This is a genomic window from Streptomyces sp. NBC_01591 (assembly GCF_035918155.1).
In the GTDB taxonomy this organism is placed as follows: Bacteria; Actinomycetota; Actinomycetes; order Streptomycetales; family Streptomycetaceae; genus Streptomyces.
The window spans coordinates 2,099,817-2,119,883 of sequence record NZ_CP109327.1; the positions used below are offsets into that span (position 1 = coordinate 2,099,817).

General features: G+C 66.2%; 17 protein-coding genes and 3 rRNA genes. 5 read left to right on the top strand and 15 right to left on the bottom strand.

The window, feature by feature from the left end; translation table 11 throughout:
• The 3 genes from OG978_RS09775 to OG978_RS09785 are packed head-to-tail and all read right to left on the bottom strand — an operon-like array spanning window position 1 to window position 2,064.
• Entirely contained in the window at window positions 1–906 is a 906-nt protein-coding gene (locus OG978_RS09775) for an NAD kinase (RefSeq protein WP_326764818.1), read from the bottom strand.
• Window positions 903–1,718 carry a TlyA family RNA methyltransferase gene (locus OG978_RS09780; protein WP_326764819.1) on the bottom strand — a complete coding sequence of 272 codons (816 nt, stop codon included), beginning with the start codon at window positions 1,716–1,718 and terminating at the stop codon, window positions 903–905. The genes OG978_RS09775 and OG978_RS09780 overlap by 4 nt, the downstream gene beginning before the upstream one ends.
• 7 nt (window positions 1,719–1,725) lie before the next feature.
• Window positions 1,726–2,064, bottom strand: a complete 339-nt coding sequence (locus OG978_RS09785) for a hypothetical protein (protein ID WP_326764820.1) — start codon at window positions 2,062–2,064, stop codon at window positions 1,726–1,728.
• A 43-nt stretch (window positions 2,065–2,107) separates the two neighbouring features.
• Between OG978_RS09785 and OG978_RS09790 the strand changes: the two genes are divergently transcribed.
• Window positions 2,108–2,455 (top strand): SCP2 sterol-binding domain-containing protein, encoded by a 348-nt coding sequence (locus OG978_RS09790; RefSeq protein WP_326764821.1) that lies wholly within the window; start codon window positions 2,108–2,110, stop codon window positions 2,453–2,455.
• A 33-nt stretch (window positions 2,456–2,488) separates the two neighbouring features.
• On the opposite strand, the gene OG978_RS09795 is transcribed toward OG978_RS09790, so the two are convergent.
• Window positions 2,489–3,331: an ABC transporter ATP-binding protein gene (locus OG978_RS09795; RefSeq protein ID WP_326764822.1), complete on the bottom strand. Its 843-nt coding sequence runs from the start codon at window positions 3,329–3,331 to the stop codon at window positions 2,489–2,491.
• A 112-nt stretch (window positions 3,332–3,443) separates the two neighbouring features.
• A complete protein-coding gene (locus OG978_RS09800; RefSeq protein ID WP_326764823.1) occupies window positions 3,444–4,472 on the bottom strand; it encodes an HAD hydrolase-like protein in 1,029 nt (342 codons plus the stop codon).
• A 71-nt stretch (window positions 4,473–4,543) separates the two neighbouring features.
• Between OG978_RS09800 and OG978_RS09805 the strand changes: the two genes are divergently transcribed.
• Window positions 4,544–5,824: a DUF1015 domain-containing protein gene (locus OG978_RS09805; protein ID WP_326764824.1), complete on the top strand. Its 1,281-nt coding sequence runs from the start codon at window positions 4,544–4,546 to the stop codon at window positions 5,822–5,824.
• Between the two features lie 57 nt (window positions 5,825–5,881).
• On the opposite strand, the gene OG978_RS09810 is transcribed toward OG978_RS09805, so the two are convergent.
• From OG978_RS09810 to OG978_RS09835, 6 genes are all read right to left on the bottom strand, one after another.
• Window positions 5,882–6,568: a tetratricopeptide repeat protein gene (locus OG978_RS09810; RefSeq protein ID WP_326764825.1), complete on the bottom strand. Its 687-nt coding sequence runs from the start codon at window positions 6,566–6,568 to the stop codon at window positions 5,882–5,884.
• Window positions 6,568–7,917 (bottom strand): hypothetical protein, encoded by a 1,350-nt coding sequence (locus OG978_RS09815; RefSeq protein ID WP_326764826.1) that lies wholly within the window; start codon window positions 7,915–7,917, stop codon window positions 6,568–6,570. The genes OG978_RS09810 and OG978_RS09815 overlap by 1 nt, the downstream gene beginning before the upstream one ends.
• A 212-nt stretch (window positions 7,918–8,129) precedes the next feature.
• Window positions 8,130–8,246, bottom strand: a 5S ribosomal RNA gene (gene rrf / locus OG978_RS09820).
• 133 nt (window positions 8,247–8,379) lie between these two features.
• Window positions 8,380–11,505, bottom strand: a 23S ribosomal RNA gene (locus tag OG978_RS09825).
• Window positions 11,506–11,811: 306 nt separating this feature from the next.
• Window positions 11,812–13,337: ribosomal RNA gene (locus OG978_RS09830) — 16S ribosomal RNA — on the bottom strand.
• Together the 16S, 23S and 5S rRNA genes form the textbook arrangement of a ribosomal RNA operon.
• Window positions 13,338–13,999: 662 nt before the next feature.
• A complete protein-coding gene (locus OG978_RS09835) occupies window positions 14,000–14,641 on the bottom strand; it encodes a DNA-3-methyladenine glycosylase (RefSeq protein WP_326764827.1) in 642 nt (213 codons plus the stop codon).
• A gap of 73 nt (window positions 14,642–14,714) precedes the next feature.
• Between OG978_RS09835 and OG978_RS09840 the strand changes: the two genes are divergently transcribed.
• From OG978_RS09840 to OG978_RS09850, 3 genes are all read left to right on the top strand, one after another.
• Window positions 14,715–15,497 (top strand): sporulation protein, encoded by a 783-nt coding sequence (locus OG978_RS09840; protein ID WP_326764828.1) that lies wholly within the window; start codon window positions 14,715–14,717, stop codon window positions 15,495–15,497.
• A gap of 52 nt (window positions 15,498–15,549) precedes the next feature.
• Entirely contained in the window at window positions 15,550–16,080 is a 531-nt protein-coding gene (locus tag OG978_RS09845; RefSeq protein WP_326764829.1) for a YbhB/YbcL family Raf kinase inhibitor-like protein, read from the top strand.
• 156 nt (window positions 16,081–16,236) lie between these two features.
• Window positions 16,237–16,743, top strand: coding sequence for an HNH endonuclease (locus OG978_RS09850; protein ID WP_266421215.1), 507 nt, complete (start codon window positions 16,237–16,239; stop codon window positions 16,741–16,743).
• Window positions 16,744–16,803: 60 nt separating this feature from the next.
• Here the strand turns inward: OG978_RS09850 and OG978_RS09855 are convergent, their stop codons facing one another.
• The 4 genes from OG978_RS09855 to OG978_RS09870 all read right to left on the bottom strand — a co-directional run bounded on the left by OG978_RS09855 (window position 16,804) and on the right by OG978_RS09870 (window position 20,040).
• Window positions 16,804–17,571, bottom strand: a complete 768-nt coding sequence (locus OG978_RS09855; protein WP_326764830.1) for a sulfite exporter TauE/SafE family protein — start codon at window positions 17,569–17,571, stop codon at window positions 16,804–16,806.
• A gap of 61 nt (window positions 17,572–17,632) precedes the next feature.
• The gene (locus OG978_RS09860) at window positions 17,633–18,562 is read right to left on the bottom strand and encodes an SPFH domain-containing protein (RefSeq protein WP_093895790.1); all 930 of its coding nucleotides are present in this window, start codon (window positions 18,560–18,562) and stop codon (window positions 17,633–17,635) included.
• A 152-nt stretch (window positions 18,563–18,714) separates the two neighbouring features.
• A complete protein-coding gene (locus tag OG978_RS09865) occupies window positions 18,715–19,143 on the bottom strand; it encodes an NfeD family protein (protein WP_189541351.1) in 429 nt (142 codons plus the stop codon).
• Window positions 19,144–19,242: 99 nt separating this feature from the next.
• Window positions 19,243–20,040: an ABC transporter ATP-binding protein gene (locus OG978_RS09870; protein WP_326764831.1), complete on the bottom strand. Its 798-nt coding sequence runs from the start codon at window positions 20,038–20,040 to the stop codon at window positions 19,243–19,245.
• Window positions 20,041–20,067: the final 27 nt, after the last annotated feature.

The window sequence follows — 20,067 nt, forward strand, 5'->3', positions numbered from 1 at the left end:
TCAGTGCGGTGCGCCCCGCCACCCCGAGACCGGCAGGGCGAATTTCGCGACCAGCCGGTCCGTGAACGAGGCGTGGTGCAGCCGCGCCAGCCGTACGGGCACCGCGCCGCGCCGCACCTCGACCCGCGCTCCCGCGGGCAGCTCCACGGTCCTGCGCCCGTCGCACCACAGCACGCCGTGCGGGGTGTGCTGCTGGACCTCGACGGCGAGCACGGACGTCGGGGAGGTCACCAGCGGCTTGGCGAACAGCGCGTGGGCGCTGATCGGCACCATCAGCAGCGCCTCGACCTCGGGCCAGACGACGGGACCGCCCGCCGAGAAGGCGTAGGCGGTCGATCCGGTCGGGGTGGCGCAGACGATCCCGTCGCAGCCGAACCCGGTCACGGGACGGCCGTCGATCTCCAGGACGACCTCCAGCATCCGCTCGGGCGACACCTTCTGCACGGCCGCTTCGTTGAGCGCCCAGTCGGTGTGGACGACGTCGCCGTTGCTGTGCACCAGGACGTCGAGGGTCATGCGTTCCTCGACCTGGTAGGCCCGGGTGACGACCCGGTCGACGACCTTGTCCAGGTCGTCCCGCTCGGCCTCGGCGAGGAAGCCGACCCGGCCGAGGTTGACGCCGAGCATCGGTACCCCGGAGGCGCGGGAGAATTCCGCGCCGCGCAGCAGCGTCCCGTCCCCGCCGAGCACGATCAGCAGTTCACAGCCGTCCACGGCCTTGGGCGTGGTGTCCGTGACCGTCTCGACGGACGGCGGCAGCGGCAGATCGGCCGCCTCGGTGGCCAGCACCCGTACGCCGAGTCCGCTGCGCAGCAGCCCCTGTACGACCAGTTCGGCACTGCGGATCGCGGCCGGGCGGCCGGTGTGCGCCAGAAGAAAGACAGTTCGTGCCGCATTCGTCGTCAACGGGGCCCCTCCGCCACTGCACGGTCGACATCCGCGGGATCCAGCTCAGGTGCTCCTGCCCGCAGCCAGAGAAAGTACTCGACATTTCCCGAGGGCCCCGGCAGCGGGCTCGCCGTCACCCCCCGCACCCCGAGCCCCAGCGCCCAGGCCCGGCGTGCCACCTCCCGTACCGCTTCGGCCCGCAGCTCGGGGCTGCGCACCACACCGCCGCTGCCCAGCCGCTCCTTGCCGACCTCGAACTGCGGCTTGACCATGAGGACCAGGTCCGCGTCGGGGGCGGCGCAGCCCGCCAGGGCGGGCAGGACGAGACCCAGCGGGATGAAGGACAGATCGCCGACCACCAGGTCCACCGGCTGCCCGTCGATCGCCTCCGGCGTCAACTCCCGCACGTTGGTGCGGTCCTTGACGGTGACGCGCTCATCGGACTGGAGCGACCAGGCGAGCTGCCCGTAGCCGACGTCGACGGCGACGACATGTCCGGCGCCGGCCCGCAGGAGTACATCGGTGAAACCACCGGTCGACGCCCCGGCGTCCAGCGCCCGCCTCCCCTCGACCTTCAGCCCGAGGGGTACGAAGGCGGCGAGGGCGCCCGCGAGCTTGTGCCCGCCGCGCGAGACGTACTCGGGGTCGCTGTCGTCCTTGATCACGACGACGGCGGCGCTGGTCTCGACCTGGGTGGCGGGTTTGGTCGCGGTGTTCCCGCCGACGGTCACCCGCCCTGCGGCGATCAGCTGGCTCGCATGCTCGCGCGAGCGGGCGAGCTTACGGCGTACCAGCTCGGCGTCGAGGCGGCGACGTGCCACTCCTGCCACGTTCGGTTCAGCTCCTGTTGTCGTACGAGGGCATCGGTGCGGGTACCGGTGCGGGTGCGGGCCTGGCGTCCAGCGCGGTCAGCGTGTCGCGCAGCCCACGGTGTACATCCTCGTACACCTCGATGTGTCCGTCCGCCGGGAGGTGGTCCGCATCGGCGAGACGCTCCAGCTCCGCGTCCACCCCGGCGTCGCCGGTGGGGGTGCGTGCGACGCCGAGGGGCGCGGGCGCGACAGGGCCGAGCAGGGCCCCGGCGGCCGGGGCCGTGCCCTCGCCGGACGGGTCCTCCGCCTCGCCCCCGGGCACTGTTCCGGCGGCCGTCCCCGGTTCCGGCATCGAGTCGCACATGCGGGAAACGCTACCGCGAAGGGCTGCGGTACCGTCGATCACAATGGCGACCATGGCAGAGTGCCGCAGCGCACTCGACAGACTTTCCGACAACCTCGCGGGGGCCGACGGCGACGTGCGCGGCGCGGCTGCCCTCGACCGCTCGCTGAGCTGCCACATCAAGGACCTCGACATCACCTTCACCGGTCGGCTGACCGATGGCCGGATCCAGGTCCTGGACACGGTCGAAGGACCGCCCCGCGAGAAGGCCGAGATCCGGCTCGCGATGACCGGCGACGACCTCGTGGCCATGGTGGACGGCGACCTGAACTTCGCCAAGGCATGGGGCTCGGGCCGGGTCCGGCTGGAGGCCGGCTTCCGCGACCTGCTGAGACTCCGGTCGCTGCTGTAGACGGGCCGGGCCGGCCTTCCGCCGACCGCCGCGTCAGCCCCCGGCCGCCGCCCCTGCGGACGCCTTGCCCCGCACGCCCGTCCCGTCGCCGCGCGGCTTGCGCGCGGCCGGTACCACCAGCGGGGTCCCGGTCTCCGGGTCGTCGATGACCTGGCAGCGCAGCCCGAAGACCCGCTCCACAAGTTCCGCGGTGACGACCTCGCCCGGTGCCCCCTCGGCGATCACCTCGCCCTCCCGCATCGCGATGAGGTGGGTGGCGTACCGCGCGGCGTGATTCAGATCGTGCAGGACGGCCACCAGGGTGCGCCCCTGCGCCTCGTGCAGCTCCGCACAGAGGTCGAGGACATCGATCTGGTGCTGGATGTCGAGATACGTCGTCGGCTCGTCGAGCAGCAGCAGCGGCGTCTGCTGCGCGAGGGCCATCGCGATCCAGACACGTTGCCGCTGCCCGCCGGACAATTCATCGACATAACGATCGGCGAGCGCGCCGACCCCGGTCGCCGCCATCGATTCCTCGACAATGCGTTCGTCGTCCGGCGACCACTGGCGCAGCAGCCCCTGGTGCGGATACCGGCCGCGCCCGACGAGATCGGCGACGGTGATGCCGTCCGGCGCGATGGAGGACTGCGGCAGCAGCCCCAGCGTCTTGGCGACCTTCTTCGCCGGCATCCCGTGGATCGTCTGCCCGTCCAGGAGCACTCGCCCGGTGTCCGGCTTCAGCATCCGCGAGAGCGCCCGCAACAGGGTCGACTTGCCACAGGCGTTGGGGCCGACGATCACCGTGAACGAGTTGTCGGGTATCTCGACCGAGAGATTCTCCGCGATGATCCGCCGGTCGTAGCCGAGGGTCACCGAGTCCGCGGTGAGGCGCTGCATGGTCGTACTCCCGGAGTCGGAGGTGATCGGGTGCGGGACGACGACACACCGAGCAAGACAAAGTTAGGTTAGCCTACCCTCCTCTACGCTCGTGTCGCCGGGAGCCTTCCCGCTACAGCCCGAGCCTGGCGACCGCCTTGCCCGCGTCCAGCCCGCACGAACCGTCACCGGCGTACGACCAGGCCGCCCCGCAGAGCGCCCGCAGCCCGTCGAGCACGTCCCCGTCCCCCTCCAGCACCAGCTCGTCCCCGCGCACCGACGCCGTCCAGCCCCCGCAGACGAAGCCGTCGCCGCTCGCCGTCACCTCGGGCTGCCCGGTCAGCAGCCCCCGCAGATCCGCGTCCACATACGTCGGCCGGTGCTTCGGCCCGGCGGCCACCAACTGCGCCGCGTCCGTCACCCCGGTGAGCACCAGCAGGGAGTCCACACCACCGTTGAACGCGCCCTCGATGTCCGTGTCCAGCCGGTCGCCGACCACCAACGGGCGCTCGGCCCCGGTCCGCAGCACCGTCTCCCGGTGCATCGGCGGCAGCGGCTTTCCGGCCACCTGTGGCTCGGCCCCGGTGGCGATCCGTACGACCTCCACCGCCGCGCCGTTCCCCGGTGCGATTCCCCGGGCGCTCGGAATCGTCAGGTCCGTGTTGGACGCGAACCACGGCACCCCGCGCGCGATCGCGTACGCGGCCTCGGCGAACCGCCCCCAGGCCATGTCGGGTCCGCCGTACCCCTGCGCCACCGCGACCGGCTCGTCGTCCGCCGATTCCACCGGCACCAGACCGCGCTCCCGCAGCGCGACCCGCAGCCCCTCACCGCCCACGACCAGCACCCGGGCCCCGGCGGGCAGCTGGTCGGCCATCAACCGGGCCACCGCCTGCGCCGAGGTGATCACATCGGCGGGCTCCGCCGGAACGCCGAGTTCGGTCAGGTGCCCGGCCACCGCGGCTGGCGTCCGCAGGGCGTTGTTGGTCACGTACGCCAGGTGCATCCCGCCGTCCCGCGCCACCCCCAGCGAGTCCACGGCATGGACGATCGCGTGACCGCCCGCGTACACCACTCCGTCGAGATCGAGCAGCGCCGTGTCGTAGGCCTCGTTCAACGCGGTGCTGCTGCCGCTGGGCCTGGTCCTGCTCGCCTGACTCATTCTTTGCGCTCCTCGCTCCATGCTTCTGTCCCGATCATCGCGCATCGCGGCCACGCACATACGATGCAGAAATGAACACATCAGGTCCGGCCGGCCAGGGACTGCGTCTGATCCCGTTCCGTGGGCTGCGGTACGTCCCCGAGCGGGTCGGCAGTCTTGCCGCGGTGACCTCGCCGCCGTACGACGTCGTCGTGCGGCCCGACGGGCTGCACCACCTGGAGTCGGCGGATCCGCACAACATCGTCCGGCTGATACTTCCGCAGGCGGACACGGCCGCGGCCCGCCACGAGCAGGCGGCACAGACCCTGCACCGCTGGCTGGCCGAGGGCGTCCTCGCACCGGACAGCGAGCCCGCTCTGTACGTCTACGAGCAGCGCAACGCCGAGATCCTGCAACGCGGCGTCGTCGGGGCGCTGGCGCTCTCCGCCCCTGCCGAAGGCATCGTCCTGCCGCACGAGGACGTGATGGCCCATGTCGTCGAGGACCGGGCCGACCTGATGCGCACCACTGCCGCCCACCTCGAACCCCTGCTGCTCACCTACCGCAGCGACGGCAACGGCGGCTCGGGCGCGACCGGCGTCATCGAGCGGACCACGGACCGCCCACCACTGCTGGCGACCACCACCGAGGACGGCTACCGCCACCGGCTCTGGGCGGTCACCGACCCGGCCGACCGCGCCGAGATCGAGACCGATCTCGCCCGCCACCAGGCCCTGATCGCCGACGGCCACCACCGCTGGGCCACCTATCTCCGCCTCCAGCAGGAGCACACCACTCCCGGCCCCTGGGACTTCGGCCTGGTCCTCCTCGTCGACACGGCCCGCTACCCGCTCCGGGTCCGGGCCATACACCGGCTGCTGCACCGTCTCCCGGTCGCCGACGCGCTCGCCGCGCTGAACGGCCTCTTCCGCATCCGCGACCTGGACGTACCGCTCCCCCGAGCCCTGGACGCACTCGCCGAGGCGGCCGCCGAAGGCAACGCGTTCCTGCTCGCGGGCGACGGCGGCTTCCATCTCATCGACCGCCCCGACCCCGGTCTGCTGTCCCGCACGATTCCCGCCGACCGGCCGGCCGCCTGGCAGACCCTCGACGCGACGGTCCTGCACGCGGCCCTGCTCGACCACGTCTGGAAGATCCCCGACGCCCCGGAGCACATCGCGTACATCCACGACACCGCAGCCGCCGTGGAACAGGCCGAGCGCCACGACGCGACGGCGGTCCTGATGCATCCGGTACGCGAGGAAGTCGTCCGGGACCTCGCCCGACAGGGCGTCACCATGCCCCGCAAGTCGACCTCCTTCGGCCCCAAACCGGCCACCGGCCTGGTCCTGCGCAGCCTCGACCTCGACTGACCCTCGGCAACAAAAAAAGGGCGGCACCCCTCCCGGGATGCCGCCCTTCTTCACGCCTTACGCCTCGGACGTACGGTCCTTGTCCCCGTCCTCGTCCTTGCCGTTGTCGCCCTCATCCTCATCCTCGTCGAGGGCATCGACGAACTCGACACCGTCGAGCTCGGCGAGCCGGTCGGACGCATCGGTGGAGCCGTCCTTGTCGGCCTCCAGCGCCTTCCCGAACCACTCACGCGCCTCATCCTCGCGCCCGGCCGCCAGCAGCGCGTCGGCGTACGCGTAGCGCAGCCGGGCCGTCCACGGGTGCACGGCGTTCGACGCGAGCTCGGAGCTCTGCAGCGTGACGATGGCCGCGTCGAGCTGCCCCATGTCCCTACGAGCCCCGGCGGCCACCAGACGCATCTCGACCTGCCCGGCCTTGTCGAGCTTCTGCACCTCGGGCTCGCCGGCCATGGCCATCGCCCGCTCGGGCCGCCCGAGTCCGCGCTCGCAGTCGGCCATGACGGGCCACAGCTCCACGGACCCGGTCATCCGCTTGGCAGCCCGGAACTCCGCCAGCGCCTCCGAGTACTTCTGCGTGGCGTACGCGGCAAAGCCGGCCGCCTCGCGCACCGCAGCGACCCGCGAGGCCAGCCGAAGCGCGATCCGCGAATACGCGTACGCCTGCTCCGGGTCCTCGTCGATCAGCCGCGCCACCATGACGAGGTTGCGTGAGACATCCTCGGCCAGGGTCTTCGGCAGGCTCATCAGCTCCTGCCGCACATCCTTGTCGATCTCGTCACCGGTGACGTCCTCGGGAATCGGAAGCCGCTTGATGGGCTCGCGGTCCCGGTCGTCCCGCCGCTCGTACCCACCACGGTCGTCGCGCCCGCGGTAGCCACCACGGCCCCCACGATCGTCCCGCTGCCCGCGGTATCCCCCGCCACGGCTGTCGTCATCACGACGGGGCCCACGCGGCCGGTCATCACGCCGCTCGAACCCACCCGAAGGACGCCCACCACGGTCATCATCACGACGCGGCCCACGATCATCCCGACGGAACCCGCCACCGGAACCACCACGGCTGTCCTCGCGCCGGAAGCCACCACCGGAGCCCCCGCCACGACTGTCGTCACGACGGAAACCGCCACCACGGCTGTCGTCATCACGACGGGGCCCACGCGGCCGGTCATCACGCCGCTCGAACCCACCCGAAGGACGCCCACCACGCTCGTCATCACGACGCGGCCCACGATCATCCCGACGGAACCCGCCACCGGAACCACCACGGCTGTCCTCGCGCCGGAAGCCACCACCGGAGCCCCCGCCACGACTGTCGTCACGACGGAACCCGCCACCACGGCTGTCGTCATCACGACGGGGCCCACGCGGCCGGTCATCACGCCGCTCGAACCCACCCGAAGGACGCCCACCACGCTCGTCATCACGACGCGGCCCACGATCATCCCGACGGAACCCGCCACCGGAACCGCCGCCACGGCTGTCATCACGACGGAACCCGCCACCGGAGCCCCCGCCACGGCTGTCATCACGACGGAACCCGCCACCGGAGCCCCCGCCACGGCTGTCATCACGACGGAACCCGCCACCGGAGCCCCCGCCACGGCTGTCATCACGACGGAAACCGCCACCACGGCTGTCGTCATCACGACGGGGCCCACGCGGCCGGTCATCACGCCGCTCGAACCCACCCGAAGGACGCCCACCACGGTCATCATCACGACGCGGCCCACGGAACCCACCACGCTCGTCGTCCCGACGCGGCCCACGATCCCGGTCACGGTCATCCCGACGGAACCCGCCACCGGAACCACCACGGCTGTCCTCGCGCCGGAAGCCACCACCGGAGCCCCCGCCACGGCTGTCATCACGACGGAAGCCACCACCGGAGCCCCCGCCACGGCTGTCATCACGACGGAAACCGCCACCGGAACCGCCGCCGCGGTTGTCATCGCGACGCGGTCCCCGGTCACTGTCGCGATCATCGCGGCGGAAGCCACCGCCACCGCTTCCGCCAGTGGGCCGGCTGTCGTCGCGCCGGTAACCACCGCGGTCGTTGTCACGACGCGGGCCACGATCCCGGTCACGGTCGTCACGACGGCCGCTGAAGCCGCCCCGGTCACCACCGTCCCGGCGACGCGGCTCGCGCTCCGAACGATCGTCGGGAGAGTTGGTGGACATCGGTGTGACTCCTGTCATCGGGTACTACAAGACATTCTGGCGCAGCCGGACATCCGACGCGCTTCGACAAAACAAAAGGACCCTTGGTCCCAGCGTGAACGCTGGGACCAAGGGTCCTTGAAAGATTGTTCGGCGGCGTCCTACTCTCCCACAGGGTCCCCCCTGCAGTACCATCGGCGCTGAAAGGCTTAGCTTCCGGGTTCGGAATGTAACCGGGCGTTTCCCTAACGCAATGACCACCGAAACACTATCGGGCCACCCCGCAGAGCGGGATATCGGCACTTAGCGAACAAGCACACTTTTCAATTAAGTAGTGAAGCTGTTCAACCGGTGCGACTGTTCGCAACCCGGGAACAACACAGTGGACGCGAGCAACTGAGGACAAGCCCTCGGCCTATTAGTACCAGTCAGCTCCACCCGTTACCGGGCTTCCACATCTGGCCTATCAACCCAGTCGTCTACTGGGAGCCTTAACCCCTCGAAGGGGGTGGGAATACTCATCTCGAAGCAGGCTTCCCGCTTAGATGCTTTCAGCGGTTATCCTTTCCGAACGTAGCCAACCAGCCATGCCCTTGGCAGAACAACTGGCACACCAGAGGTTCGTCCGTCCCGGTCCTCTCGTACTAGGGACAGCCCTTCTCAATATTCCTACGCGCACAGCGGATAGGGACCGAACTGTCTCACGACGTTCTAAACCCAGCTCGCGTACCGCTTTAATGGGCGAACAGCCCAACCCTTGGGACCGACTCCAGCCCCAGGATGCGACGAGCCGACATCGAGGTGCCAAACCATCCCGTCGATATGGACTCTTGGGGAAGATCAGCCTGTTATCCCCGGGGTACCTTTTATCCGTTGAGCGACAGCGCTTCCACAAGCCACTGCCGGATCACTAGTCCCGACTTTCGTCCCTGCTCGACCCGTCGGTCTCACAGTCAAGCTCCCTTGTGCACTTACACTCAACACCTGATTGCCAACCAGGCTGAGGGAACCTTTGGGCGCCTCCGTTACTCTTTAGGAGGCAACCGCCCCAGTTAAACTACCCATCAGACACTGTCCCTGATCCGGATCACGGACCCAGGTTAGACATCCAGCACGACCAGAGTGGTATTTCAACGACGACTCCACAACCACTGGCGTGGCCGCTTCAAAGTCTCCCACCTATCCTACACAAGCCGAACCGAACACCAATATCAAACTGTAGTAAAGGTCCCGGGGTCTTTCCGTCCTGCTGCGCGAAACGAGCATCTTTACTCGTAGTGCAATTTCACCGGGCCTATGGTTGAGACAGTCGAGAAGTCGTTACGCCATTCGTGCAGGTCGGAACTTACCCGACAAGGAATTTCGCTACCTTAGGATGGTTATAGTTACCACCGCCGTTTACTGGCGCTTAAGTTCTCAGCTTCGCCGACCCGAAAGTCAGCTAACCGGTCCCCTTAACGTTCCAGCACCGGGCAGGCGTCAGTCCGTATACATCGCCTTACGGCTTCGCACGGACCTGTGTTTTTAGTAAACAGTCGCTTCTCGCTGGTCTCTGCGGCCACCCCCAGCTCGGAGAGCAAGTCTCCTCACCAGTGATGGCCCCCCTTCTCCCGAAGTTACGGGGGCATTTTGCCGAGTTCCTTAACCATAGTTCACCCGAACGCCTCGGTATTCTCTACCTGACCACCTGAGTCGGTTTAGGGTACGGGCCGCCATGAAACTCGCTAGAGGCTTTTCTCGACAGCATAGGATCATCCACTTCACCACAATCGGCTCGGCATCAGGTCTCAGACTATGTGCACGACGGATTTACCTACCGTGCGTCCTACACCCTTACCCCGGGACAACCACCGCCCGGGCTGGACTACCTTCCTGCGTCACCCCATCGCTTACCTACTACCACCTTGGTTCATCGGCTCCACCACTACCCTCAACTCCGAAGAGATCGGGCCGGCTTCACGGACTTAGCATTAATGGGCTCAGTACTGGGCGTTTCAAAGCGGGTACCGGAATATCAACCGGTTGTCCATCGACTACGCCTGTCGGCCTCGCCTTAGGTCCCGACTTACCCTGGGCAGATCAGCTTGACCCAGGAACCCTTAGTCAATCGGCGCACACGTTTCTCACGTGTGTATCGCTACTCATGCCTGCATTCTCACTCGTGAACCGTCCACAACTCGCTTCCGCGGCTGCTTCACCCGGCACACGACGCTCCCCTACCCATCCGTACTCCCGTTGGGGATACATGTACGAATGACACGACTTCGGCGGTACGCTTGAGCCCCGCTACATTGTCGGCGCGGAATCACTTGACCAGTGAGCTATTACGCACTCTTTCAAGGGTGGCTGCTTCTAAGCCAACCTCCTGGTTGTCTCTGCGACTCCACATCCTTTCCCACTTAGCGTACGCTTAGGGGCCTTAGTCGATGCTCTGGGCTGTTTCCCTCTCGACCATGGAGCTTATCCCCCACAGTCTCACTGCCGTGCTCTCACTTACCGGCATTCGGAGTTTGGCTAAGGTCAGTAACCCGGTAGGGCCCATCGCCTATCCAGTGCTCTACCTCCGGCAAGAAACACACGACGCTGCACCTAAATGCATTTCGGGGAGAACCAGCTATCACGGAGTTTGATTGGCCTTTCACCCCTAACCACAGGTCATCCCCCAGGTTTTCAACCCTGGTGGGTTCGGTCCTCCACGAAGTCTTACCTCCGCTTCAACCTGCCCATGGCTAGATCACTCCGCTTCGGGTCTTGAGCGTGCTACTGAAACGCCCTGTTCGGACTCGCTTTCGCTACGGCTTCCCCACACGGGTTAACCTCGCAACACACCGCAAACTCGCAGGCTCATTCTTCAAAAGGCACGCAGTCACGACTGCATGTGCAAGCACATACAGCGACGCTCCCACGGCTTGTAGGCACACGGTTTCAGGTACTATTTCACTCCGCTCCCGCGGTACTTTTCACCATTCCCTCACGGTACTATCCGCTATCGGTCACCAGGGAATATTTAGGCTTAGCGGGTGGTCCCGCCAGATTCACACGGGATTTCTCGGGCCCCGTGCTACTTGGGTGTCTCTCAAACGAGCCGTCAATGTTTCAGCTACGGGGGTCTTACCCTCTACGCCGGACCTTTCGCATGTCCTTCGCCTACATCAACGGTTTCTGACTCGTCTCACGGCCGGCAGACCGTGAAAGAGAGATCCCACAACCCCGCATGCGCAACCCCTGCCGGGTATCACACGCATACGGTTTGGCCTCATCCAGTTTCGCTCGCCACTACTCCCGGAATCACGGTTGTTTTCTCTTCCTGAGGGTACTGAGATGTTTCACTTCCCCTCGTTCCCTCCACACTGCCTATGTGTTCAGCAGCGGGTGACAGCCCATGACGACTGCCGGGTTTCCCCATTCGGACACCCCCGGATCAAAGCTCGGTTGACAGCTCCCCGGGGCCTATCGTGGCCTCCCACGTCCTTCATCGGTTCCTGGTGCCAAGGCATCCACCGTGCGCCCTTAAAAACTTGGCCACAGATGCTCGCGTCCACTGTGCAGTTCTCAAGCAACGACCAGCCACCCATCACCTCACCCTTGTAGGCGAGTTCACTGGGGCCGGCGTTTGAAGGCAGCCCTGCGGCCATACCTTCAGACACCCAACAGCGCGCCCAGTACCCGGAATTCATCCGGTTCGTTTTCCACGCTCCGAGGAGCAGTACTCACGACCCGGTTGAACCACCAGGTACTGAATAGTCAACGTTCCACCCATGAGCAACCACCGTCGGACATTTGCCGACGTAGTGGCACTGGATTCCTTGCGGAATCTAGATGCTCCTTAGAAAGGAGGTGATCCAGCCGCACCTTCCGGTACGGCTACCTTGTTACGACTTCGTCCCAATCGCCAGTCCCACCTTCGACAGCTCCCTCCCACAAGGGGTTGGGCCACCGGCTTCGGGTGTTACCGACTTTCGTGACGTGACGGGCGGTGTGTACAAGGCCCGGGAACGTATTCACCGCAGCAATGCTGATCTGCGATTACTAGCAACTCCGACTTCATGGGGTCGAGTTGCAGACCCCAATCCGAACTGAGACCGGCTTTTTGAGATTCGCTCCGCCTCGCGGCATCGCAGCTCATTGTACCGGCCATTGTAGCACGTGTGCAGCCCAAGACATAAGGGGCATGATGACTTGACGTCGTCCCCACCTTCCTCCGAGTTGACCCCGGCAGTCTCCTGTGAGTCCCCATCACCCCGAAGGGCATGCTGGCAACACAGAACAAGGGTTGCGCTCGTTGCGGGACTTAACCCAACATCTCACGACACGAGCTGACGACAGCCATGCACCACCTGTACACCGACCACAAGGGGGGCACCATCTCTGATGCTTTCCGGTGTATGTCAAGCCTTGGTAAGGTTCTTCGCGTTGCGTCGAATTAAGCCACATGCTCCGCTGCTTGTGCGGGCCCCCGTCAATTCCTTTGAGTTTTAGCCTTGCGGCCGTACTCCCCAGGCGGGGAACTTAATGCGTTAGCTGCGGCACCGACGACGTGGAATGTCGCCAACACCTAGTTCCCAACGTTTACGGCGTGGACTACCAGGGTATCTAATCCTGTTCGCTCCCCACGCTTTCGCTCCTCAGCGTCAGTAATGGCCCAGAGATCCGCCTTCGCCACCGGTGTTCCTCCTGATATCTGCGCATTTCACCGCTACACCAGGAATTCCGATCTCCCCTACCACACTCTAGCCTGCCCGTATCGACTGCAGACCCGGGGTTAAGCCCCGGGCTTTCACAACCGACGCAACAAGCCGCCTACGAGCTCTTTACGCCCAATAATTCCGGACAACGCTTGCGCCCTACGTATTACCGCGGCTGCTGGCACGTAGTTAGCCGGCGCTTCTTCTGCAGGTACCGTCACTCTCGCTTCTTCCCTGCTGAAAGAGGTTTACAACCCGAAGGCCGTCATCCCTCACGCGGCGTCGCTGCATCAGGCTTTCGCCCATTGTGCAATATTCCCCACTGCTGCCTCCCGTAGGAGTCTGGGCCGTGTCTCAGTCCCAGTGTGGCCGGTCGCCCTCTCAGGCCGGCTACCCGTCGTCGCCTTGGTAGGCCATCACCCCACCAACAAGCTGATAGGCCGCGGGCTCATCCTTCACCGCCGGAGCTTTCAACCCCGTCCCATGCGGGACAGAGTGTTATCCGGTATTAGACCCCGTTTCCAGGGCTTGTCCCAGAGTGAAGGGCAGATTGCCCACGTGTTACTCACCCGTTCGCCACTAATCCACCCCGAAGGGCTTCATCGTTCGACTTGCATGTGTTAAGCACGCCGCCAGCGTTCGTCCTGAGCCAGGATCAAACTCTCCGTGAATGTTTTCCCGTGATCGGGACAACACAACACGAGAGCGGAACGACCGGACGGAATAAGACCGGTCGTTCACAGCGTCCTCGCTGTGTAAATTGCCTACCGGGTCAGTGACCCCGTAGGACTTTCAAAGGAACCTCCAACCTGCCGAAGCAGGCCGGGGTATCAACATATCTGGCGTTGACTTTTGGCACGCTGTTGAGTTCTCAAGGAACGGACGCTTCCTTTGTACTCACCCTCTCGGGCTTTCCTCCGGGCTTTTCCCTTCGGTCTTGCGTTTCCGACTCTATCAGACTCTTTCGTGTCCGATTCCCGGTCGAAGCGGGCCCTGCTTCGCTTTCCAGTTCTTCGCTTTCGCGTTTCCCTTTCCGGCGGCTCCAACCTTACCAGACTCTTTTTCGTTCCGTTTCCGGTCCGAATTTGAATTCCGGTGACCTTTGGATTGGCCTTGCCTTTCGGCGTGTCCACTACATTAGCCGATTTCCTTGGCGACTCATAATCGAGTCGGAGGGATTGAATTACGGCATGCCGAATTCGCACCCGCCAGGGTGATTCGTAGGTAGTGGTTGGCCGCTCCGGGATGTTCGGATGCGGTCCGATGGACCGTTCCGACAGCAGTACCCGTTTCAAGCGGCTCGGACTACATTAGGCGGCCCCTCAAGGGCGAGTCAAATTGCGCGGCGGCGTGGCACGTGGGCTCTGTAGGGGCTCACCGTGGGGTCCCCGTCGATCCAGAAACGCCAGGGATGCGCGGCTCCGTCGCCGCCCACTCCGGTGCGTGGGCCGTTGCGTACCTGGTCACGCGGTGGCGGGGTGCCGTGCAGTACGGACAGCGAGGCGCCGGGGTGGGCGATGGCGTCGGTGCCGTTCAGTGTTCGGTCGACATCGAGAGCGGTGGCCAGGCGGGCCGGGCCTTTGGCCAGTTCCTTGTCGTTGTGGGCCGAGTTTCGACGTTCGCGGGTGAGTTCGGCGCCGACCTGGATGTCGCCCGCGCGGAGCAGGACCCCGCTCGCCCTGCCCTCGGGGCCGCACACCAGGTTGAGGCAGTGCCACATGCCGTAGGTGAAGTAGACGTACGCGTGGCCGGGCGGTCCGAACATGACGCTGTTGCGTGCGGTGCGGCCTCTGAAGGCATGCGATCCCGGGTCGATCTCGCCGGCGTACGCCTCCACCTCGGTGAGCCGGAGCTCGATGGGTCCGTCCGGTGTGGCGCGTACCAGGGTCCGGCCCAGGAGGTCGGGTGCCACGTCCAGTACGGGGCGGTCGAAGAAGGCGCGAGTCAGCGGCGTACGGTCCAAGCCCTCGATCATGGCGGTCGAGGTTACCGGGAACCGATTACGGTCGTGGCGCGTATGTAGGGGTCAGGACCAAGGAGGAGTAAACATGGGCTTCAAGCGGCTGCTCGCGAGCATGGGTGCCGGTGGCGCTTCGGTGGAGACCGAGCTTTCCGAGCTCAACGTCGTACCCGGCGGGGTCGTCCAGGGCGAGGTGCGGATCCAGGGCGGTTCCGTGGATCAGCAGATCGAGGGACTCTCCGTGGGTCTGCAGGCCCGGGTCGAGGTCGAGGGCCAGGACACGGAGACCAAGCAGGACATCGAGTTCACCAAGCTGCGGCTCGGTGGCGCGTTCGAGGTGCGGGCCGGTGCCGTGCACGTCGTACCCTTCGGGCTCGAGATCCCGTGGGAGACGCCGATCACGATGTTCGCCGGTCAGCATCTGCACGGCATGAACATCGGCGTGACCACGGAGCTGGAGATCGCGCGGGCGCTGGACTCGGGCGACCTGGACCCGATCAATGTGCACCCGCTGCCGGCGCAGCAGGCCATCCTCGACGCCTTCGGGCAGCTCGGGTTCGGCTTCCGCAGTGCGGACATGGAGCGCGGTCACATTCGCGGTACGCGTCAGCGGCTGCCCTTCTACCAGGAGATCGAGTTCTTCCCGCCGCAGCAGTACCGCGGACTGAACCAGGTGGAGCTGACGTTCGTCGCGGACGATCGTGAGATGGATGTCGTCCTCGAGATGGACAAGAAGCCGGGGCTCTTCAGCGAGGGCAGCGACTCGTACCGCGCGTTCAAGGTCGGGCTTAACGACTTCCAGGGGACCGACTGGGCGGCGTACCTCAATCAGTGGCTGGCGCAGGTCGGCAGTCAGCGCAACTGGCTCTAGGGTCGGTGGGAGACCTGCTGACAGCAGTAGAGCGATCAGGAGAGGTGCTGACGTGACCGAGCCGAAGAGGGCGCCGCTGCCGCACGACTTCCATCCGGAGGTGCCGTCGTTCACGGTGGTGAGCGAGGATCTCGCTCCCGGCGCCGTGCTGGCGGACGCTCAGGTGTTCGCGGCCGGGAACACCTCGCCGCAGCTGCGGTGGGAGGGTTTCCCGGCGCGGACCAAGAGTTTCGCCGTGACCTGCTTCGACCCCGATGCTCCTACGGGCAGCGGATTCTGGCACTGGGTGCTCTTCGACATCCCGGCGTCGGTCACGGAGCTGCCGGCCGGTGCGGGCAGCGGGAAGTTCGAAGGACTGCCCGCCGGTGCCGTGCAGGTCCGTAACGACTACGGGTCGAAGAAGTTCGGCGGTGCCGCCCCGCCGGCCGGGGAGAACCACCGCTACGTGTTCACCGTGTACGCGGTGGACACCGAGAAGCTGGGCGTCGACAGCGACGCGTCGCCCGCGGTCGTCGGGTTCAATCTTCGGTTCCACACGCTGGGCCGTGCTCAGCTGATCGGTGAGTACACCGGTCCCGCCTAGTACCGGGTGAGCCCAGAGTTCCCCTGCTGTTTGCCCTGCCCTGGTCTTGGAGAGATCAGGGCAGGGCATTTTTTATTGCGTTGTCCATCACGGCCTGCCCAGCCAGAGTTGATCCGGGCCTGCCAGGGGGCGGGCGGCACACGGGAGGTGGGCGAGATGCGGGACACGCTGGTACTGAACGCGAGCTTCGAGCCGCTGTCGACGGTGACACTGAACCGTGCGGTGGTGCTGATTCTGCAGGACAAGGCCGTCGTCGAGCAGTCGCATCCCGATCTCCGCATGCGTGGCGCCGCCGTGGACATTCCGGTGCCCCGGGTGATCAGGCTCTGCCGGTACGTACGGGTGCCGTTCCGAAGACATGCCCCGTGGTCCCGGAGGGGTGTGCTGATACGGGACCAGCACCGGTGCGCGTACTGCGGGCGGCGGGCGAGCACCGTCGACCATGTCGTACCGCGTGCCCAGGGGGGTCAGGACACCTGGCTGAACACGGTGGCGTCCTGTGCCGAGGACAATCACCGCAAGGCTGCCCGGACGCCGGAGCAGGCGGGGATGCCGCTGCTGCGTCAGCCGTTCGTCCCGTCTCCGGCGCAGGCGATGCTGCTGGCGCTGGGCGCCGGTGAGCGGTCGGAACTGCCGGAGTGGCTGGACCGCGCCGCGGCGTAATCGGCGTACGCATTTCGTCGTGGTGGAAGCCCGTCTCCGGGGGAGGCGGGCTTCCGTGTGTCAGCGGAGCAGCAGCTGGACGATGGCGACCGTGCCGACCGCGACGATAAGGACGCGCAGGACCGTGGGGCTGAGGCGGCGGCCGATCTTGGCGCCGATCTGGCCGCCCAGCGCGGAGCCGACCGCGATCAGTACGACGGCCGTCCAGTCGAAGTCCGCGACGAAGAGGAAGAAGAGCGCGGCGATGCTGTTGACGACGGCGGCCAGGACGTTCTTGACGGCGTTGAGGCGCTGCATGGTGTCGTCGAGCAGCATGCCCATCAGGGAGAGGTAGATGATCCCCTGGGCGGCGGTGAAGTAGCCGCCGTAGACGCTGGCGAGCATCAGTCCGACGAACAGGAGCAGTCCGCCGTCGGGGTGGGTGTGGGTGCCGCTGTGTTCGCGTCGGCGCTGGACCGCTTTGCTGATGCGTGGTTGCAGGATGACCAGGACGAGGGCCAGGGTCACCAGGATCGGCACGATGGTCTCGAAGGCCGTGGAGGGCAGGGCCAGCAGGAGGGTGGCGCCGGTGAGGCCGCCGATGAGGGCGCCTACGGCGAGCCTGAGTACGCGGCGGCCCTGTCCTTCGAGTTCCTTGCGGTAGCCGATGGCGCCGCTGACGGAACCGGGGATCAGGCCGAGGGCGTTGGAGACGGTGGCCGTGACCGGTGGCAGACCGGTGGCGAGCAGCACGGGGAAGGTGATCAGCGTTCCCGAGCCGACGATCGTGTTGATCGTGCCGGCGCTGATGCCCGCGACGAAGACGGCGAGCATCTCCCAGATGTTCATGGCGAATCCCCCGTGCGTGATCGGTGCTTGGTGCACCGATCATGCACGGGGCGTGTACGCGTCAGTCGACCGGGGGTTGCTCCCGGCGTTCCTTGCCCGTGTCGAACCCGGGGGCGCCGTTGCCGAGGTTGCCGAAGGCGCCGCTGAGGCCCTTGAGGGCGTCGCCGATCTCGCTGGGCACGATCCAGAGCTTGTTGGCGTCGCCTTCGGCGATCTTCGGGAGCATCTGGAGGTACTGGTACGAGAGGAGCTTCTGGTCCGGGTCTCCGGCGTGGATGGACTCGAAGACCGTACGGATCGCCTGGGCCTCGCCCTCGGCGCGCAGGGCCGATGCCTTGGCCTCACCCTCGGCGCGCAGGATCGCGGACTGCTTCTCGCCCTCCGCGGTGAGGATCGCGGACTGGCGTGTTCCTTCGGCCTGGAGGATCGCGGCGCGCTTGTCACGGTCGGCGCGCATCTGCTTCTCCATCGAGTCCTGGATGGAGGTGGGCGGCTCGATCGCCTTGAGCTCGACGCGGTTGACGCGGATGCCCCACTTGCCGGTGGCCTCGTCGAGGACTCCGCGCAGGGCCGCGTTGATCTCCTCGCGGGAGGTCAGGGTCCGCTCCAGGTCCATGCCACCGATGATGTTGCGGAGGGTGGTGACGGTGAGCTGCTCGATCGCCTGAATGTAGCTTGCGACTTCGTAGGTCGCGGCCCGTGCGTCGGTCACCTGGTAGTAGATGACGGTGTCGATGTTGACGACCAGGTTGTCCTGGGTGATCACCGGCTGGGGCGGGAACGGCACGACCTGTTCACGGAGGTCGATGCGGTTTCGGATGGAGTCGATGAATGGAACGACGATGTTCAGGCCTGCGTTGAGCGTGCGGGTGTAGCGGCCGAAGCGCTCCACGATGGCGGCGCTGGCCTGCGGAATGACCTGGATCGTCTTGATCAGGGCGATGAAGACGAGCACCACCAGAATGATCAGAACGATGATGATCGGTTGCATCGTGTTCCTCGTTGCCCTTCGGTTGCCGACGGATCGCGATGATCGAGGTCGAGATCGAGATCGCGGGAGGAGCCGGATGTTGTACCGGCCCCGATCTCATGATGATCGACATCGAGTCTGACAGAACGCGCTCTGCCTTGTGGGTGGTTCGGTCACATGACGACTGCCGTAGCTCCGTCGATGTCGACGACATCGACCTGTTGGCCGGGATCGAAGCTCTGGCCCTCGTCGAGTGCGCGGGCGGACCAGATCTCCCCGGCCAGTTTGATCCGGCCGCCGCTGCCGTCGACCCGTTCCAGGACGACGGCCTGACGGCCCTTCAGCGCATCGATGCCGGTGGCGAGTTGGGGTCGGTCGGTGCGGTGTCTGGCGGCGATCGGGCGGACCACGGCGATGAGCGCCACGGAGACCACGACGAATACCAGCACCTGGGCCACGATGCCGCCGCCGAGTGCCGCGACGACTGCCGCGGCGACCGCTCCGACGGCGAACATGCCGAACTCGGGCATCGCAGTCATGACGAGTGGGATGCCCAGTCCCACCGCGCCGATCAGCCACCACACCCACGCGTCGATGTCCACGTGGTCATGGTAGAACCGCGAACGCCCTCGCGGACAGGGCGCAAGCGGGCCACTGCGCCCGCCCGGCGCTCCGGGCCCGGAGGTTGTCGCCGGCCGTGCCTACGAGAGCGGGAGTCCGTGGGCCGTGTAGCGGTCGCCGGTGTGCTCGACGATGAGCGGCAGTCCGAAGCAGAGAGAGAGGTTGCGGGAGCTGAGTTCGGTCTCCATGGGGCCTGCGGCGAGCACCTTGCCCTGGCGGATCATCAGGACGTGGGTGAACCCGGGGGCGATCTCCTCGACATGGTGGGTGACCATGATCATGGAGGGGGCGTACGGGTCGCGGGCCAGTCGGCCGAGGCGGCGGACCAGGTCCTCGCGGCCGCCGAGGTCGAGTCCCGCCGCCGGCTCGTCGAGGAGCAGCAGTTCGGGGTCGGTCATCATGGCGCGGGCGATCAGGGTGCGCTTGCGCTCGCCCTCGGACAGGGTGCCGAACTTGCGGTCGAGGTACTCGGTCATCCCGAGCCGGTCGAGGAAGGCGCGGGCGCGCTCCTCGTCGACGGCCTCGTAGTTCTCGTGCCAGGTGGCGGTCATGCCGTACGCGGCGGTGAGTACCGTCTGCAGCACGGTCTGGCGCCTGGGCAGCTTCTCGGCCATGGCGATGCCCGCGATGCCGATGCGGGGACGGAGCTCGAAGACATCGGTGCCGACGCCGCCGAGCTGCTCGCCGAGGATCTTGGCGGTGCCGGTGCTCGGGAAGAGGTAGCTGGAGGCGATGTTGAGGAGGGTGGTCTTGCCGGCGCCGTTCGGGCCGAGGATGACCCAGCGCTCCCCCTCCTTGACCGACCAGGAGACGTCGTCCACCAGAGCGCGTCCGTCGCGGACCACGGATACGTCCACCAGCTCCAGTACATCGCTCATGGCGCGTTGTCTCCCCATGCAGTGTCG

Excerpts from the sequence above, each read along its gene's own strand:
- OG978_RS09855 (WP_326764830.1), bottom strand. The coding sequence starts at position 17,571 with ATGAACATCTGGGAGATGCTCGCCGTCTTCGTCGCGGGCATCAGCGCC.
- OG978_RS09785 (WP_326764820.1), bottom strand. The coding sequence starts at position 2,064 with ATGTGCGACTCGATGCCGGAACCGGGGACGGCCGCCGGAACAGTGCCC.
- OG978_RS09810 (WP_326764825.1), bottom strand. The coding sequence starts at position 6,568 with ATGAGCCTGCCGAAGACCCTGGCCGAGGATGTCTCACGCAACCTCGTC.
- OG978_RS09805 (WP_326764824.1), top strand. The coding sequence starts at position 4,544 with ATGAACACATCAGGTCCGGCCGGCCAGGGACTGCGTCTGATCCCGTTC.
- OG978_RS09850 (WP_266421215.1), top strand. The coding sequence starts at position 16,237 with ATGCGGGACACGCTGGTACTGAACGCGAGCTTCGAGCCGCTGTCGACG.
- OG978_RS09790 (WP_326764821.1), top strand. The coding sequence starts at position 2,108 with ATGGCGACCATGGCAGAGTGCCGCAGCGCACTCGACAGACTTTCCGAC.
- OG978_RS09860 (WP_093895790.1), bottom strand. The coding sequence starts at position 18,562 with ATGCAACCGATCATCATCGTTCTGATCATTCTGGTGGTGCTCGTCTTC.
- OG978_RS09840 (WP_326764828.1), top strand. The coding sequence starts at position 14,715 with ATGGGCTTCAAGCGGCTGCTCGCGAGCATGGGTGCCGGTGGCGCTTCG.
- OG978_RS09870 (WP_326764831.1), bottom strand. The coding sequence starts at position 20,040 with ATGAGCGATGTACTGGAGCTGGTGGACGTATCCGTGGTCCGCGACGGA.
- OG978_RS09835 (WP_326764827.1), bottom strand. The coding sequence starts at position 14,641 with ATGATCGAGGGCTTGGACCGTACGCCGCTGACTCGCGCCTTCTTCGAC.
- OG978_RS09800 (WP_326764823.1), bottom strand. The coding sequence starts at position 4,472 with ATGAGTCAGGCGAGCAGGACCAGGCCCAGCGGCAGCAGCACCGCGTTG.
- OG978_RS09795 (WP_326764822.1), bottom strand. The coding sequence starts at position 3,331 with ATGCAGCGCCTCACCGCGGACTCGGTGACCCTCGGCTACGACCGGCGG.